This window comes from Psychrosphaera saromensis (assembly GCF_002954545.1).
Classification (GTDB): Bacteria; Pseudomonadota; Gammaproteobacteria; order Enterobacterales; family Alteromonadaceae; genus Psychrosphaera; species Psychrosphaera saromensis.
The window spans coordinates 3,380,106-3,395,177 of the sequence record NZ_MSCH01000003.1 but is presented as its reverse complement, the minus strand read 5'-3'; the positions used below and the strand labels follow the sequence as shown (position 1 = coordinate 3,395,177).

Sequence of the window (15,072 nt, the reverse complement as noted above, 5' to 3'; positions counted from 1 at the left end):
TTATATCTCTAGTATTATTTAATGGCAATAAATGAAGCAAAGTTAAAACACTGAAACCAAATAGAATGCTGTTTGAATCCAGCTGCCGCTAAGCGTTCTATATGCATTTGTTCTGTGTCTATTTTCATTACGTTTTCAATGGCACTGCGTTTTTGGCTAATTTCTAATTCACTGTAACCATTGGCGCGTTTAAAGTCTAAATGTAGGTTGTTAATCGCATCGTTAATTTTACTGTCTTGCCAGCGGATTTTCTCAGAGACAATTAAAATGCCACCTGGGAGCAAACTGTCGTAAATCTTTTTAACTAATTGTGCGCGGTGTTCAGGTTCAATAAATTGCATAGTGAAATTCATCACCACCACAGACGCGTTTTCTAATGAATGGGTTTGGATGTCTCCAAGTTCAATAGATACGGGAACATCAGACATATACGCTTTTATGTGTAAACGACAGCGGTCGATCATCGCTTGAGAATTGTCGATACCGATAATTTTACAATTTTCTTTCGTTACCGACTTTCGCATCGATAAAGTGGCTGCGCCTAATGAGCAACCTAAGTCATAAATATTACTATTGGCTTGATGAAATTGCTCACATAATTTACCGATAGTGCTGACGATGGTAGCGTAACCCGGCACACTGCGTTGGATCATATCTGGGAATACTTCCACAACTGAATTGTCAAAAGTGAAGTCGTCCACTTGGGTATGTGGTTGTGAGTAAATTTCATCACGCATGCGCAGGGTCTTTTATTTCAAACTTAAAATTAGTTGGCCATTTTATCTTAAATGGTTAAGAACTGGCTATTAATATATTGAGTTTCTTTTGCTGACTGATGATTTTGCCTTTATTACTAACTTAATACCTTACTAAGAGACTTACTAAGTGGATCATGCAGGGGCTTTGGGTTGGTTTATTTAGAAATATAAAGTAAATAAGCAGTAAATAGTTCTACTTTAGGCGGTGACTTTGTCGTTCAAGTCTTTATAATAAGCGCCATTTATAGGATGTTAACATCAAAAATGTTGGCATCATTTGTACAGATTAATAACAGCATAGGTAGATAAATGCGTTCTCATTATTGTGGTCAGCTTAATAAAAGCTTAGAAGGTCAAGAAGTTACTTTGTGTGGTTGGGTGAATAAACGCCGTGATTTAGGTGGTTTAATATTTATAGATTTACGTGACCGTGAAGGTATTGTGCAAGCGGTTATCGACCCAGATGAAAAAGCAATTTTTGAACCTGCAAATAAACTGCGTAACGAGTTTTGTATTAAATTAACCGGTATCGTTCGTGCTCGTCCAGGTAGCCAAGCTAATAAAGATATGGCAACGGGTGAAATTGAATTGTACGTAAAAGATTTAGAAATCTTAAATGCCTCAGCGCCTGTTCCTTTAGATTTCAATCAAGATAACTCTGAAGAGCAACGTTTAAAATACCGTTACTTAGACTTACGTCGTCCTGTTATGAACGAGCGTTTACAGTTCCGTTCAAAAGTAACCAGCGCGGTTCGTCGTTATATGGACAGTCACGGATTTTTGGATATTGAAACGCCAATACTAACGAAAGCCACGCCAGAAGGCGCACGTGACTACTTAGTACCAAGCCGTACTCACAAAGGTCAGTTTTTTGCGTTACCGCAATCACCTCAGTTATTTAAACAGTTGTTAATGGTTGCTGGTTTTGACCGTTATTACCAAATAGTTAAATGTTTCCGTGATGAAGATTTACGTGCTGACCGTCAGCCTGAATTTACTCAAATAGATATTGAAACTACCTTTATGTCTGGCAAAGAAGTAATGGGCATGACTGAAGGTATGGTTAAGTCGGTATTTAAAGAATTGTTAGATGTTGATTTGGGTGAATTCCCGTCAATGACTTATTTAGAAGCCATGACGCGTTTTGGTTCTGACAAACCAGATTTACGTAACCCGTTAGAATTAACTGACGTTGCTGATTTATTAAAAGACGTAGACTTTAAAGTATTTAGTGGTCCTGCTAACGATGAAAAAGGTCGTGTTGCGGTAATTAAAGTACCAACTGGTGCTTCTTTGTCTCGTAAGCAAATTGATGACTATGCAGCATACGCTGGGAAATACGGCGCTAAAGGTTTAGCTTGGATTAAAGTTAATCAAGCAGACAACGGTCTTGAAGGTTTACAGTCGCCAATCCTTAAATTTTTAACAGAAGATGTGGCTAAAGCAATTGTTGAAAGAACGGGCGCTCAAGATGGCGACATCTTATTGTTTGGTTCTGATACGTATAATGTTGTCACTGACTCGTTAGGTGCATTACGTATTAAATTGGGTGAAGACTTCAATTTAGTTGCGGATAAATGGGCACCATTATGGGTTGTTGACTTCCCAATGTTTGAAGAATTAGAAGGCGGTGCATTAACACCGCTTCATCATCCGTTTACTGCACCAAGTAATATGACACCAGAAGAGCTAGCAGCTAACCCTGCAACGGCATTATCTGATGCCTATGACATGGTATTAAACGGTTGTGAGCTTGGTGGTGGTTCAGTTCGTATCCATAAACAAGACATGCAAGCGCAAGTATTTAAAACTTTAGGTATTAGCGATGAAGAAGCTGAAGAAAAATTTGGTTTCTTATTAGAAGCATTACAATATGGTGCTCCACCGCATGCTGGTTTAGCGTTTGGTTTAGACCGTATGCTTATGTTAATGGTTGGTGCAGAGTCAATCCGTGATGTTATGGCATTCCCTAAAACATCAACCGCGGCTTGTCCGTTAACATCAGCACCTGGTTTTGCTAATCCTGCGGCATTAGCTGACCTTGGCATTGATGTAGTTAAAAAAGCAGACTAACTGTTTAATTACATAATTAATTCAATTGGTATAATACAAAGCCAGTTATTTAGATATAACTGGCTTTGTTGTTTTTAACTAAGTGATAAGTTAATTTTACAAAAGTTAGTATGTAATTGGTCTAAATTGTGTATTTAAATAGTGTAGATGCATGGCGAATTTAAGGTAATAATGACAATAATTTTAGGCATAGATCCCGGCTCTCGTATTACCGGGTATGGCATAGTTAAGCAGCAAGGCTCTAAGTTCCATTACGTAGGTAGTGGCTGTATCAGAACGCCTAATGGTGACTTGTCGATAAAATTAGATACCATTTTTGCTGGTGTATCTGAAATCATTAAGCAATACACACCTGACACTTTTGCCATTGAACAAGTATTTATGGCTCATAATCCAGACTCCGCATTAAAGTTAGGTCAAGCTCGAGGTAGCGCAATTGTCGCTGCTACTCAAGGTTTACTTCCTGTATTTGAATACTCAGCCAGACAAATAAAACAAGCGGTTGTAGGAAGTGGGGCGGCAGATAAAAGCCAAGTTCAGCATATGGTCCAGCAGATTTTAAAACTCGATGGTAAACCACAAGCGGATGCGGCAGATGCGCTCGCTGTGGCTATTTGTCATGGAAATACTAATCAGAGTTTACTCGCTATGGCTGGTGTAGCACGTAAAACCGTAAGAGGGCGTTTACGTAAGTAGCCTGACTTCAAATTAATACAAATCAGCGGTTCGTGTTTATTTTTTCAAGCGTTTTGGTTGTCACGTTTTAATCATTTAAGACGCCAGCTGCTAGATAGGTTATAGTGCGCGCAATCAAGAACCCTTGTTTTTTGTAAGAGTTTAATAAGAGTTCCATGTTAACTTAATAGATCTAAACTATTTTCAAAGTTAATTTGCGTTTTAGCCTTTTCTAAAATCAGAGCCCCCAGCTTCCAAGTACCCACAGTTTTCATATTTAAATCTTTCATATTTTCACCGCTCACATATTCAAAAATGATTTGTCATATTTTGAATTTCCGCAGGAATAATGCCCATTTTATTAATGAATTATTCATTTGTGCAATGGGGATAACAACAGGAAAATAAATGAAAATTACAATCATTGGAGCTGGTAACGCAGGCTCCGCATGTGCTTTTATGGCTGCCGAAGCAGGACATATCGTAACTTTGTTAAAGACATCTAATCGTATAACTCATGATGATCACTTTGAAACTATGGTTAAGAATAAAGGCATATATTGTATCGACAATACGAAAAATGGACAATTCACCGACAGCGCAGATGATGCAGAAAAATCTTTTCAACCCCTAGAGTTAATTACACGAGATCCTGAAGTCGCTATAACTGGCGCAGAAGTCGTGATGATATTTATTCAAACCACTTACCATGAAGCATTAGCAAAAAGAATTGCAAAATATTTTGTTGATGATCAATTAGTTATGTTGATACCTGGCTATGCAGGAAGTATTTTTTATAGGAAATATTGTGATAACAGTCCTATTTTTGCAGAAGGTGAATCAACGCCAAATGATGCAAGGATAGATGAGCCTGGCACGGTAAAAGTGTTATTTAAAAATGCTAGAAATGCTTTGTCATTTTTTCCAGCTATCAGGGGAGATGAGGGGATGGAAATAGCGTCTCGACTCTTTCCCGCTTACGATCTTGAAAAGAAAAATAGACGTAAACATATTTTTGAATCCGCTTTGCATAATCCTAATATCATTGTGCATACCGTCGGGTTATACGTTATGTACCCAATGCTTGAGTATTGTGAAAAACACCACCCAGATGAAGTGCCTTATATGTACAGAGATGCACTTTCTACTGAGCTAGCGTGGCTGATGATAGATAAACTTGATGCAGAAAAAATGGCAATATTAGCTGCATTAGGTAGCGAACCAATCCCGTATTTAGATGCTTGTTTATATAGAAATGAGCAAGATCAAAAACAAGATGCTAGAGAAGTGTTTGAAAGTTATAAAATATCTTCTCCACCGGGTCCTTACAGTTTTAATAATAGATACGTGACGGAAGATGTACCTATGGGGTTAGTCTTAATGTCGTCATTAGGCGATAAATTGAATATTAAAACCCCCGAATGTAACCGTTTGATTGAGATGTCTGGAGGAATATTATCTAGAGACTTTTATCAAGAAGGCAGGACGCTAGCTTCTTTAGGTTTAGGACAACTAACAAAAGAGCAATTACTAGATTATGTAAATTAACGTTTTGTTTTAAACTTTACTAATAAACTAAGCTAATAAATAAAAATACCGCCAAGTAAGGCGGTATTTTTATTCGCATATAAGCCAGTCTATTCATAACTCTGAAGAGTATTTAATATAAAGTCTTTGGCTTGCTGTAGGTCATCAAATAAAATATTTTTTAATGGTTCATCAATGCCAATAGATGCTCTTAACTTTTGTACCTGGGAAATAGCAATTGGTGAAGTTAGTACATAAGCTGATTGTACACAGCCCATGTCGTAAAATAGGTGTGCTGATTGAATCAATAACTTTTCAGCGTCAGGTGTCGCAGCTTCAGCTTGCTTGGAACAACTAATATAACCCCATTTTTCAGCGTTTATTTTTTTTATTAGCGTTTTAGCTGCCTTAATAAAGAATTCAACAATACTAACGGATACCGCACCTTCAAATTCAGAGATTAAAATATTCTCGTGAATCGTCATCTTTATACTACCAAATTGATTTTTATACGAAAGTTCTGACATGAATACCAACGAATATATAATCTATATTACGGTTTAACATTAAAAGTCATTGTACTTATAAAACGCACAATAAGAACAGTGAATTTGTAACAAATTTAAAACAGAAATGACATTACGACGCAACTAAATAATGACGAGTAAGATATAAGCCTAAATTTACACTTTCAACTTAATCCATGACTGTGTATATTTACAGTAATTAAAATAAATAAAGAATTAAACCTATGATTGGACGATTAACTGGCGAAGTTGCTGAAAAACAAGCACCAGATCTTTTAATAGATGTGAATGGTGTGGGCTATGAAGTGCAAATGCCTTTAACTAGCTTTTATGAACTTCCGGAAAAAGGTCAACAAGCAACGATATATACCCATTTTGTTGTACGAGAAGACGCACAACTATTGTATGGCTTCGCATCAAAGCAGGAACGTAGCCTATTTAGATTACTTATTAAAGCCAACGGCGTTGGTCCTAAATTAGGTCTTACCATTTTGTCAGGGCTAAGCGCAGAGCAGTTTGTGACTTGTGTTGAGCATGATGATGTCACCACATTAGTAAAATTGCCTGGGGTTGGTAAAAAAACCGCAGAACGTTTATTAATTGAAATGCGTGACCGTATTAAAGCGTTAGATGTTTCTCCTGAGTTTATGCCTAAAATGTCGATGGAGTCTTCATTACTGAAAACAAATCACTCAGAATTTGAAGATGCTGTTTCTGCTCTAAGCTCATTAGGGTATAGTTCGCAACAAGCTCATAAAGCGGTAAAATCTGTTTATGTTGAAGGTGAAGACAGTGAAATGTTAATCCGTAAAGCGCTTAAGAATATGTTGTGATCCATTTAATTGAAGTAAAGGTTTTTAATGATTGATGCAGATAGATTAGTTAGTGCTGGAGAAGTCCGCGAAGATGAGGTTATCGACAGAGCCATACGCCCTAAATTATTAGAGGACTATCAAGGCCAACCTCATGTTAAAGATCAAATGTCTATATTCATTGAAGCTGCAACAAAACGTGGTGAAGCCCTTGATCACCTGCTAATTTTTGGCCCTCCGGGTTTAGGTAAAACGACACTAGCGAATATTGTTGCCAATGAACTTGGTGTCAGTATTAAAACTACCTCTGGCCCTGTTTTAGAAAAAGCAGGGGATTTAGCTGCGCTATTAACTAACTTAGATGAAAACGATGTTTTGTTTATCGACGAAATACACCGATTAAGTCCAGTCGTTGAAGAAATTTTATATCCAGCGATGGAAGACTATCAACTCGACATCATGATAGGTGAAGGCCCTGCAGCTCGTTCCATTAAATTAGATCTCCCTCCTTTTACACTTATAGGTGCTACAACACGTGCAGGAGCACTAACATCACCGCTTAGAGACCGTTTTGGTATTGTTCAGCGTCTTGAGTTTTATAAGGTTGAAGACTTAGCCAATATCATAATGCGTTCTGCCAAAGTACTTAACATGGAAATGTGTGAAGTATCGGCATTAGAAATTGCCATGCGTGCCAGGGGAACTCCTCGTATTGCAAACCGTCTACTAAGGCGTGTTAGGGACTTTGCCGATGTAAAAAATGAAGGTGTCGTGTCGGTTGAAATTGCCAAAAACGCACTTGAAATGGTAAATGTAGATAGCCAAGGTTTTGATTACATGGATAAAAAACTATTGCAAACCATGATAGAAAAATTTGATGGCGGCCCAGTTGGCTTAGACAATATTGCAGCAGCTATCGGTGAAGAACGTGACACCATTGAAGATGTCATTGAACCTTATTTGATACAGCAAGGTTATTTGCAAAGAACACCAAGAGGCAGAATTGCATCACCAAGAGCGTATACACATCTTGGTTTTGATTTACCAGATAGAGAAAATGATAAATAATCATTAGCTAAAATATTAACTTGTTGATACTCGTTAATATTTTGGCAAAAAAAAACCCATTCAAACGAATGGGCCAAAAGGAATAAATTCCAGGGAACATGAATAGGAGAAGTAGTTAAATTAATTACATAAATTAGTTACTTCAATTCTGAGTGGCTAGGCCCCTCAGAAGATGCGAGCATTATAGGGACTAGAGTAAATACTTCAAACTAGAATAATTGTTTTTTAGCATTACAAAAACTAATGAATGATTTTATTTTACCGTTGTTATTTACGTTATATAGGAATAATAATCACCTATGAGTTACTATTTACGGTGCCTTTGCCTTTGTGGTTAATAATTGAACGCGTTAGTAATACTAATTAATGATGTTTTTGTTTTGTGGTTTTTTGTGACTGTATTGAATGGTTATTCAGTGGAATGGTTTGTAACTGAATAAGTATTCAATAAATATCACTAAGTAGGAGGTATCTTGAGCTTTAAATTTCCCATAAGAGTGTATTATGAAGATACCGACGCGGGCGGTATTGTGTATCATGCTAACTACTTAAATTTTTGCGAAAGGGCACGTACAGAATATTTAAGACATTTAGGTATTGAACAAGACGGCTATCTTAAGCAAAATATAGCCTTTGTTGTTAAGTCGATGGAAATTGACTTTTGTTACGCTGCAAGATTTAATGACATGATCACAGTAGAGACAAGCATAGTTCGTGTAAAACGTGTTAGTGTTGAGTTTTTACAGAAAATAGTTAATGAAAATGAGCAACTTGTGTTTACTGCAAAAGTACAAGTCGCATGTATTAATTCTTCGGAAATGAAGCCGCAGGCCATACCGAAAGATATTTTAGAGGTTTTACAAAGTGCAAGCTGATATAAGTTTTTTTGGGTTATTTTGGGAAGCTAGTTTTATTGTAAAACTGGTTATGTTGACCTTGTTAGGTTTGTCTATCGCATCTTGGGCAATTATTTTTCAACGCAGAAGTATATTAATAAAAGCAGAGAAAGAAACAAAAGCGTTTGAACAACGTTTTTGGTCTGGCGTTGACTTAGGTCATTTATATACAGAAATAACCGCTAAGCTAAGCACAGAAGGATTAGAAGCCTTATTTAAAGATGGCTTCAAAGAGTTTGCCAGATTAAAGAAAAACAGTGTTGGTGGCGTTCAGGTTTATATGGAAGGCACACACAGAGCAATGCGTGTTCGTCTATCTAAAGAAACTGAAGAATTAGAAAGTAACTTAAGCTTTTTGGCGACAGTTGGTTCAATTAGTCCATATATTGGTTTGTTTGGAACCGTTTGGGGGATCATGAATGCATTCCTAGCTCTTGGTCAAGTTCAGCAAGCAACGTTAAGCATGGTTGCACCAGGTATTGCAGAAGCCCTAATTGCAACGGCAATGGGATTATTTGCAGCTATCCCATCAGTATTAGCCTACAACAGCTTTGCCCGTCGAGTTGAAATGCTAGAAACAAGTTATATTAACTTTATCGAAGAATTTTCAAATCTGTTACATAGAGAAGTTACCGCAAGCGTTCCGGTATAAAATATATGATGCAAATTAATCGAGTTAAACGTAAACCTGTGGCCGAAATTAACGTTGTGCCATACATAGATGTCATGTTGGTGCTTTTGATCATATTTATGGTCACAGCACCATTAGTTACCCAAGGCGTTAAAGTTGACTTGCCACAGGCAAGTGCTGAGCCGTTAGATCAAGACTCTAAGCCACCTATTATTGCTTCTATAAATGCTAAGGGTGAATATTTCCTTGCCACCGGAAGTGAAAATGGTGACCCAATGTCTGTAACCGACCTTGCAACCGTCGTTGCTGCTCGCTTACAACTTGATCCTGATACGCCTGTTATTGTTAAAGCTGACCGTTCGATTGAGTATAATTATGTAATTGAATTAATGACATTGTTACAACGAGCAGGTGCACCTTCTGTAGGCTTAATGACGGAGCCAAAACAATAATGGAAAAAGCGGACGGTTTTATTCATATAATCAAATCATTTGGTGTTCATATTTTCTTTGCGGTTTTATTTGTATTAAGTTTTAACTTTACAACACCTGAGAAAGACAAAGTCCAGCCTGAAATTACAGCGTTAGATGCTGTGGTAATCGACCAAAAATCTTTAGATAAACAAATTGAAAAGATAAAGCAGAAAAAAGCAGATGTTAAAGCCGCCGAAGAAAAGCGGGTGAAAGATTTAGAAGACAGAGCTAGAAATGCTAAAAACAATTTAAAATCTCTAGAGTCACAAAAATCAAAAAGTGAACGAGCCGCTGAAGATGCTAAAAAGAAAGCCATAGTTGAAAAGAAAAAGGCTCTAGAAGAAAAAGAAAAAGCGCTAGCTGAAAAGAAAAAAGCGGATGATGCTAAAAAAGAACGTATTAAACGTGAAGAAGAAGCAGCGAAAGCAAAAAAAGATGCATTAGAGGCGAAGAAAAAGAAAGAAGCTGAAGAAAAAGCAGCAGAAGATGCTAAAAAGAAAAAAGAAGCTGAGCAAAAAGCGTTTAAAGAAGCTGAAGATAAACGCATCAAGCAAGAGCAAGAAGCTAAGGAACAGAAAGAACGTGAAATTAAAGCGGCTAAAGTGAAACAAGAACGTGAAGCTAGAGAAGCAGCTGAGCAAGCCATTAGAGAAAAAATGATCCAAGAGCAGTTGGCACAAGAGCAAACTGCACGTAATAAAATTCGTCAAAAATATGTATTAACTGAAATAGAAAAGTACACTGCGCTGATTATGGGACGTATTCAACAATACTTAATTGTTGATGATTCTATGAAAGGCCAGTCATGTAGTTTAAACATAAAACTTGCATTTAGTGGTTTAGTGACTAATGTGACGATAATTTCTGGTGATAATAAAGTTTGTAAGGCGGCAGAACGTGCTGTTTTAAAAGCAGAAACATTACCTGTATCGAAAGAGTCAGACGTATATCAAGAATTAAAAGACATCAGTCTTAAAGTGGAGCCAAAGTTTTAATATGAATCGTATCGGTTTAATGTTTGTATCAATTATCTGTTTAATATGGTCTCAACCATCATTAGCAAAATTAGAAATCGTGATCACGGAAGGGGTAAATACTGCCCGCCCGATTGCAATTGTGCCTTTTAAATACAATGGCACTGCAAAATTACCATTTAATTTGTCAGAAATTATTGCTGCGGATTTAATGCGAAGTGGCAAGTTTAGTCCAATAAAATTGACGGACATGCCACAACAACCACAGACAGATAAAGATGTTGATTATTCATCTTGGGTTTCTACAGGTGTTGAAGCAATACTTGTGGGCACGATAGAAGATAATGAACCAGGTAAATTTACGGTAAGTTTTGAATTAATTGATGTTTTACGAGGCCAAATTACCGGCGGTACAGTACAAACATTAAAAGATGGTCGTTTGGTTGAAACTAAAGATCATATTATGTTTGAACGTAAGGCAATAATCGCCTCGACTCAGTTTAGATACTACAGTCACAGGATCAGCGATATTGTTTATGAACAATTAACTGGCGAACGTGGTGCTTTTTTAACAAAAGTAGCCTATATAACTATTGAATATGAAGATGTTTACCCATATAAACTAGTTGTTGCTGATTACGATGGCGCTAATGAAATAGAATTAGTTAAATCGCCAGAGCCATTAATGTCTCCGTCATGGTCACCTGATGGTAAAAAATTGGCGTATGTCACTTTTGAAAATAATCGTTCTCAAGTTTACACCCAAGATATTTATACCGGTAAAAGAGAATTAGTTACTTCTTATAAAGGTATTAACGGGGCTCCTCAGTGGAGTCCTGATGGTAAAAGACTAGCTCTTGTTTTATCAAAAGATGGTAATCCAGACCTATATTTACTGGAACTTAGCAATAAAAGATTGACAAGATTGACGAATCATCGTGCTATAGATACCGAACCAAGTTGGTCACCTGATGGAAGTTTTGTTATTTTCAGTTCAGAACGGGGTGGTAAAGCGCAACTTTATAGCGTAGATTTAGCAAGTAAGCGAGTAAAACGCCTGACTTATGATGGAGATATGAATTTAGGCGGCTCAATCACACCGGATGGTAAACATCTGGTAATGGTTAACAGAACTCGTGGCAAGTACCATATTGCCAAAAAAGAATTAGAGTCAGGAAACTTCCAAGTACTGACCACAACTAGGCTTGATGAAAGTCCTAGTATAGCGCCAAATGGATCAATGATTATATACAGTACTATGCACGGTAGCGGTCAAGTATTAGCATTAGTTTCATTAGACGGTCGCTTTAAAGCAAGATTACCGGCTTCAAAAGGGCAAGTTAAATCGCCTGCTTGGTCACCATTTTTAAATTAACATTGTTTCTATAAGGGTATATACAATGCAAGTAAATGCAATCACTAAAGGTTTATTAATCGCTATTCCGGCTTTATTACTAACAGCCTGTGGCGCTACATCTGATTCATCAGAAGGCGAGTCAAAAACAACTAACACTGCAGTTGAGCAAGCTCAAACTGAAGCTATGGATGTTCAAACTGATACTATTGAAGCTGTTGAAGCTGAAGCAGTAGAAGTTGCTAAAACAGCTGAAGAAATTATGCAAGAAAAGTATGACGAATTACGTCAACAACAAACTATTTACTTTGATTATGATAAATCAACAGTAAGCAGCGAGTTTGCAGAATTATTAGAAGCGCATGCTGACTACTTAATTAAAAACCCTGCTGGTAAAGTAATGGTTGAAGGTCATTCTGACGAACGTGGTACTCCTGAGTACAACATCGCGTTAGGTGAGCGTCGTGCTAAAGCAATCGTTCAATACCTACAAAGCTTAGGTGTTACAGCTGACCAAATGACTACTGTATCTTACGGTGAAGAAAAACCTGTTGATTTGTCTCGTACAGAAGAAGGTTTCTCTAAGAATCGTCGCGCTGTTTTAGTATATTAATAGGTTAAAACTACACAATATGAAATTCTCTTTAATTTCTTTACTTGTAGTGAGTGGTGCAGCGTATTCCGCTGCACCAATCGATAACGCTTCTTCATCTGCAGCTATAGCTGAGCAATTAAACCAATTAAAACGTTTAATGCAAGCTCGTGGCGCTGCTCAAATTAATTTGCAACAGCAATTAGTTGAAGTGCAAGATGAACTTCGCGAGTTAAAAGGTGAGTCAGAGAACCAAGCTCATAAATTAGATCAAATTGTCGAACGACAAAGAGACCTATATATTGAGATTGAACGTCGCTTAACCAATATACAAGCCCCAACTCAAACTCCAGTAGCAACTACAGCACCTTCTTCTGAAACGACTTACAGTACATCATTAAGCGAAAGTGAAGCTTATGACCAAGCTGTAAACTTAATTTTAAAAGATCGTCGTTATGATGAAGCTATTCCAGAGTTTAAAAACTTTATCAAAAGTTTTCCAAAATCAGTCTACATTGCTAACGCGCATTATTGGTTAGGACAATTGCTGTTCAATAAATCATTGTTCGCAGATGCTAAGACTCACTTTGATCAAGTTATTCGCAATCACCCAGAATCGACTAAACGTAGTGATTCAATGCTTAAGCAGGCAACTGTTATGCAAAAGTTAGGTGACAAAAATGCAGCTAAAGCACTTTTTGAACAAGTAATAAGTGAATATCCTGATTCAACATCAGCATCATTAGCAAAATCTAGATTAAGCGCTTTATAAAATAGATAATTGTATTTTTTAAGCAGTTTGTTTAAAAATAAGGCTAAAAGGCCGATAATTAAAATATTTGCTAAAATAGCTTGCACAGAAAATTAAAATAAGTATTATATGCGCCCGCAGCAACAGGAAGATTCGTCTTCTAAATTGTAGCGGATAGAGTGGGTCATTAGCTCAGTTGGTAGAGCAGTTGACTTTTAATCAATTGGTCGATGGTTCGAATCCATCATGACCCACCACTCTTTGTCCTGATATGGGTCATTAGCTCAGTTGGTAGAGCAGTTGACTTTTAATCAATTGGTCGATGGTTCGAATCCATCATGACCCACCATCAGACAGAAAGAGTAACAAGTAACAAAACATTAAAGTGGGTCATTAGCTCAGTTGGTAGAGCAGTTGACTTTTAATCAATTGGTCGATGGTTCGAATCCATCATGACCCACCATTAATGTTATCCCTCAGTACATTCCAATTAGTTATAACTCAAATCATCAAGTTTATAATCACGTGTGACATATCATTAAATACTCGGTATAATCCCGCAAAATCCATAAGCATTTACACGCCATGAATCCTATAGAAATTGTGCAACAAGAATATCCTTTTCCAGCTAAACCAATCGCGCTCACTGATGTTGAAAAACAAGAGTACAAGCAGCGTATTAAATCTTTGCTAAAAGAAAAAAATGCTGTGTTAGTCGCGCATTATTATACTGACCCTGAAATTCAAGCATTAGCCGAAGAAACTGGCGGTTGTGTGGCCGACTCATTAGAGATGGCTCGTTTTGGCAATCAGCACGATGCAGATACCTTAATAGTTGCTGGTGTTAAATTCATGGGTGAAACCGCGAAAATATTAACACCACAAAAAACAGTTTTAATGCCAACGCTTGAAGCAACTTGCTCTTTAGACTTAGGTTGCCCTGTAGATGCGTTCTCTGCATTTTGTGACCAACACCCTGACCATACGGTTGTTGTTTACGCGAACACCTCAGCGGCCGTTAAAGCTCGTGCTGATTGGGTGGTTACGTCAAGCATTGCATTAGACGTTATTGATCACATTGATGCTGAAGGTAAAAAAATCATTTGGGGTCCTGACCGTCACTTAGGTGGTTACATCAATAAACAAACTGGCGCAGATATGTTGTTATGGAACGGTGAATGTATCGTTCATGATGAATTCTCAGCCAAAGCGTTAAAAGACCTTAAAAACGTTTATCCAAACGCAGCTATTCTAGTTCATCCTGAATCTCCAGCTTCCGTAGTTGATTTAGCCGATGCCGTTGGTTCGACGTCACAATTGATCTCAGCAGCCACAACTATGGACAACGATACTTTTATTGTCGCTACGGACCGAGGCATCTTTTATAAGATGCAACAAGCTAATCCAGGCAAAACCTTTATTGAAGCTCCAACGGCAGGTAACGGTGCAACATGTAAAAGTTGTGCTCATTGTCCTTGGATGGCAATGAACGGCTTAAAAGCGATAGAAGAGGCTTTAATGGACGCAACAGGGCACGAAGTCTTTGTTGATGAAGCATTAGCTGAGCAGGCTATGAAACCATTAACGAAAATGCTTAACTTTGCGGCTGACGCTAAAGTGAAAGTAAAAGGTAATGCGTAAGGTATAAAGCTACGAGCTGCGAGTATGTAGTGTCGAGTAATGAGCTACGACGATACAGTTCAGTTAGCGTGAAATATAACCAGTTGTTTAGGCTGGTTGGATTTCTTCTTGTTATTGGCGTCGTAATTCAATATTATGGCGCCGCTTGTTAAATCCTATTAATAAGCATTGCGGAGAGGTGGCTGAGTGGCTGAAGGCGCACGCCTGGAAAGTGTGTTTAGGGTCAAACCTAACGAGGGTTCGAATCCCTCTCTCTCCGCCATTAAATTAGAAAAACCAGTCTTTAGACTGGTTTTTTGCATTTTGGCTATCAATAATCA

At 37.6% G+C, this 15,072-nt stretch carries 15 protein-coding genes and 4 tRNA genes; 17 read left to right on the top strand and 2 right to left on the bottom strand.

Features of this window, described 5'->3' with window-relative positions; genetic code table 11:
* Positions 1 to 14: 14 nt before the first annotated feature.
* Entirely contained in the window at positions 15 to 743 is a 729-nt protein-coding gene (gene cmoA, locus BTO11_RS15305) for a carboxy-S-adenosyl-L-methionine synthase CmoA (protein ID WP_105053413.1), read from the bottom strand.
* A gap of 324 nt (positions 744 to 1,067) precedes the next feature.
* Between cmoA and aspS the strand changes: the two genes are divergently transcribed.
* The 3 genes from aspS to BTO11_RS15290 all read left to right on the top strand — a co-directional run bounded on the left by aspS (position 1,068) and on the right by BTO11_RS15290 (position 5,054).
* Positions 1,068 to 2,831: an aspartate--tRNA ligase gene (gene aspS, locus BTO11_RS15300; RefSeq protein ID WP_105053412.1), complete on the top strand. Its 1,764-nt coding sequence runs from the start codon at positions 1,068 to 1,070 to the stop codon at positions 2,829 to 2,831.
* Positions 2,832 to 3,002: 171 nt separating this feature from the next.
* On the top strand, positions 3,003 to 3,527 hold the full coding sequence (gene ruvC, locus BTO11_RS15295; RefSeq protein ID WP_105053411.1) for a crossover junction endodeoxyribonuclease RuvC: 525 nt from the start codon (positions 3,003 to 3,005) through the stop codon (positions 3,525 to 3,527).
* A 387-nt stretch (positions 3,528 to 3,914) separates the two neighbouring features.
* A complete protein-coding gene (locus BTO11_RS15290) occupies positions 3,915 to 5,054 on the top strand; it encodes an NAD/NADP octopine/nopaline dehydrogenase family protein (RefSeq protein ID WP_105053410.1) in 1,140 nt (379 codons plus the stop codon).
* Positions 5,055 to 5,143: 89 nt separating this feature from the next.
* Here BTO11_RS15290 and BTO11_RS15285 read toward each other — a convergent pair whose 3' ends face one another.
* A complete protein-coding gene (locus tag BTO11_RS15285; protein WP_105053409.1) occupies positions 5,144 to 5,560 on the bottom strand; it encodes a hypothetical protein in 417 nt (138 codons plus the stop codon).
* A gap of 224 nt (positions 5,561 to 5,784) precedes the next feature.
* Between BTO11_RS15285 and ruvA the strand changes: the two genes are divergently transcribed.
* The 14 genes from ruvA to BTO11_RS15215 all read left to right on the top strand — a co-directional run bounded on the left by ruvA (position 5,785) and on the right by BTO11_RS15215 (position 15,014).
* Positions 5,785 to 6,393: a Holliday junction branch migration protein RuvA gene (ruvA, locus tag BTO11_RS15280; protein ID WP_105053408.1), complete on the top strand. Its 609-nt coding sequence runs from the start codon at positions 5,785 to 5,787 to the stop codon at positions 6,391 to 6,393.
* A 27-nt stretch (positions 6,394 to 6,420) separates the two neighbouring features.
* Complete coding sequence (gene ruvB, locus BTO11_RS15275; RefSeq protein ID WP_105053407.1) at positions 6,421 to 7,440, top strand: Holliday junction branch migration DNA helicase RuvB; 1,020 nt, start codon at positions 6,421 to 6,423, stop codon at positions 7,438 to 7,440.
* Positions 7,441 to 7,913: 473 nt separating this feature from the next.
* Positions 7,914 to 8,315 (top strand): tol-pal system-associated acyl-CoA thioesterase, encoded by a 402-nt coding sequence (ybgC, locus tag BTO11_RS15270; RefSeq protein ID WP_308428107.1) that lies wholly within the window; start codon positions 7,914 to 7,916, stop codon positions 8,313 to 8,315.
* Positions 8,305 to 8,988, top strand: a complete 684-nt coding sequence (gene tolQ / locus BTO11_RS15265; RefSeq protein ID WP_105053405.1) for a protein TolQ — start codon at positions 8,305 to 8,307, stop codon at positions 8,986 to 8,988. Before ybgC ends, tolQ begins: the two co-directional genes overlap by 11 nt.
* Before the next feature lie 5 nt (positions 8,989 to 8,993).
* Positions 8,994 to 9,419, top strand: a complete 426-nt coding sequence (tolR, locus tag BTO11_RS15260; protein WP_105053404.1) for a protein TolR — start codon at positions 8,994 to 8,996, stop codon at positions 9,417 to 9,419.
* A complete protein-coding gene (gene tolA / locus BTO11_RS15255; protein ID WP_105053403.1) occupies positions 9,419 to 10,435 on the top strand; it encodes a cell envelope integrity protein TolA in 1,017 nt (338 codons plus the stop codon). Before tolR ends, tolA begins: the two co-directional genes overlap by 1 nt.
* A 19-nt stretch (positions 10,436 to 10,454) precedes the next feature.
* On the top strand, positions 10,455 to 11,789 hold the full coding sequence (gene tolB / locus BTO11_RS15250; protein WP_373295162.1) for a Tol-Pal system beta propeller repeat protein TolB: 1,335 nt from the start codon (positions 10,455 to 10,457) through the stop codon (positions 11,787 to 11,789).
* A gap of 25 nt (positions 11,790 to 11,814) precedes the next feature.
* Positions 11,815 to 12,381, top strand: coding sequence for a peptidoglycan-associated lipoprotein Pal (gene pal, locus BTO11_RS15245; protein ID WP_105053401.1), 567 nt, complete (start codon positions 11,815 to 11,817; stop codon positions 12,379 to 12,381).
* 19 nt (positions 12,382 to 12,400) lie between these two features.
* Positions 12,401 to 13,132: a tol-pal system protein YbgF gene (ybgF, locus tag BTO11_RS15240; RefSeq protein WP_105053400.1), complete on the top strand. Its 732-nt coding sequence runs from the start codon at positions 12,401 to 12,403 to the stop codon at positions 13,130 to 13,132.
* A gap of 160 nt (positions 13,133 to 13,292) precedes the next feature.
* Positions 13,293 to 13,368: transfer RNA gene (locus BTO11_RS15235), tRNA-Lys, on the top strand.
* Positions 13,369 to 13,384: 16 nt separating this feature from the next.
* Positions 13,385 to 13,460: transfer RNA gene (locus tag BTO11_RS15230), tRNA-Lys, on the top strand.
* Between the two features lie 38 nt (positions 13,461 to 13,498).
* Positions 13,499 to 13,574, top strand: a tRNA-Lys gene (locus BTO11_RS15225).
* 122 nt (positions 13,575 to 13,696) lie between these two features.
* Positions 13,697 to 14,752: a quinolinate synthase NadA gene (gene nadA, locus BTO11_RS15220; protein WP_105053399.1), complete on the top strand. Its 1,056-nt coding sequence runs from the start codon at positions 13,697 to 13,699 to the stop codon at positions 14,750 to 14,752.
* 172 nt (positions 14,753 to 14,924) lie between these two features.
* Positions 14,925 to 15,014, top strand: a tRNA-Ser gene (locus tag BTO11_RS15215).
* Positions 15,015 to 15,072: the final 58 nt, after the last annotated feature.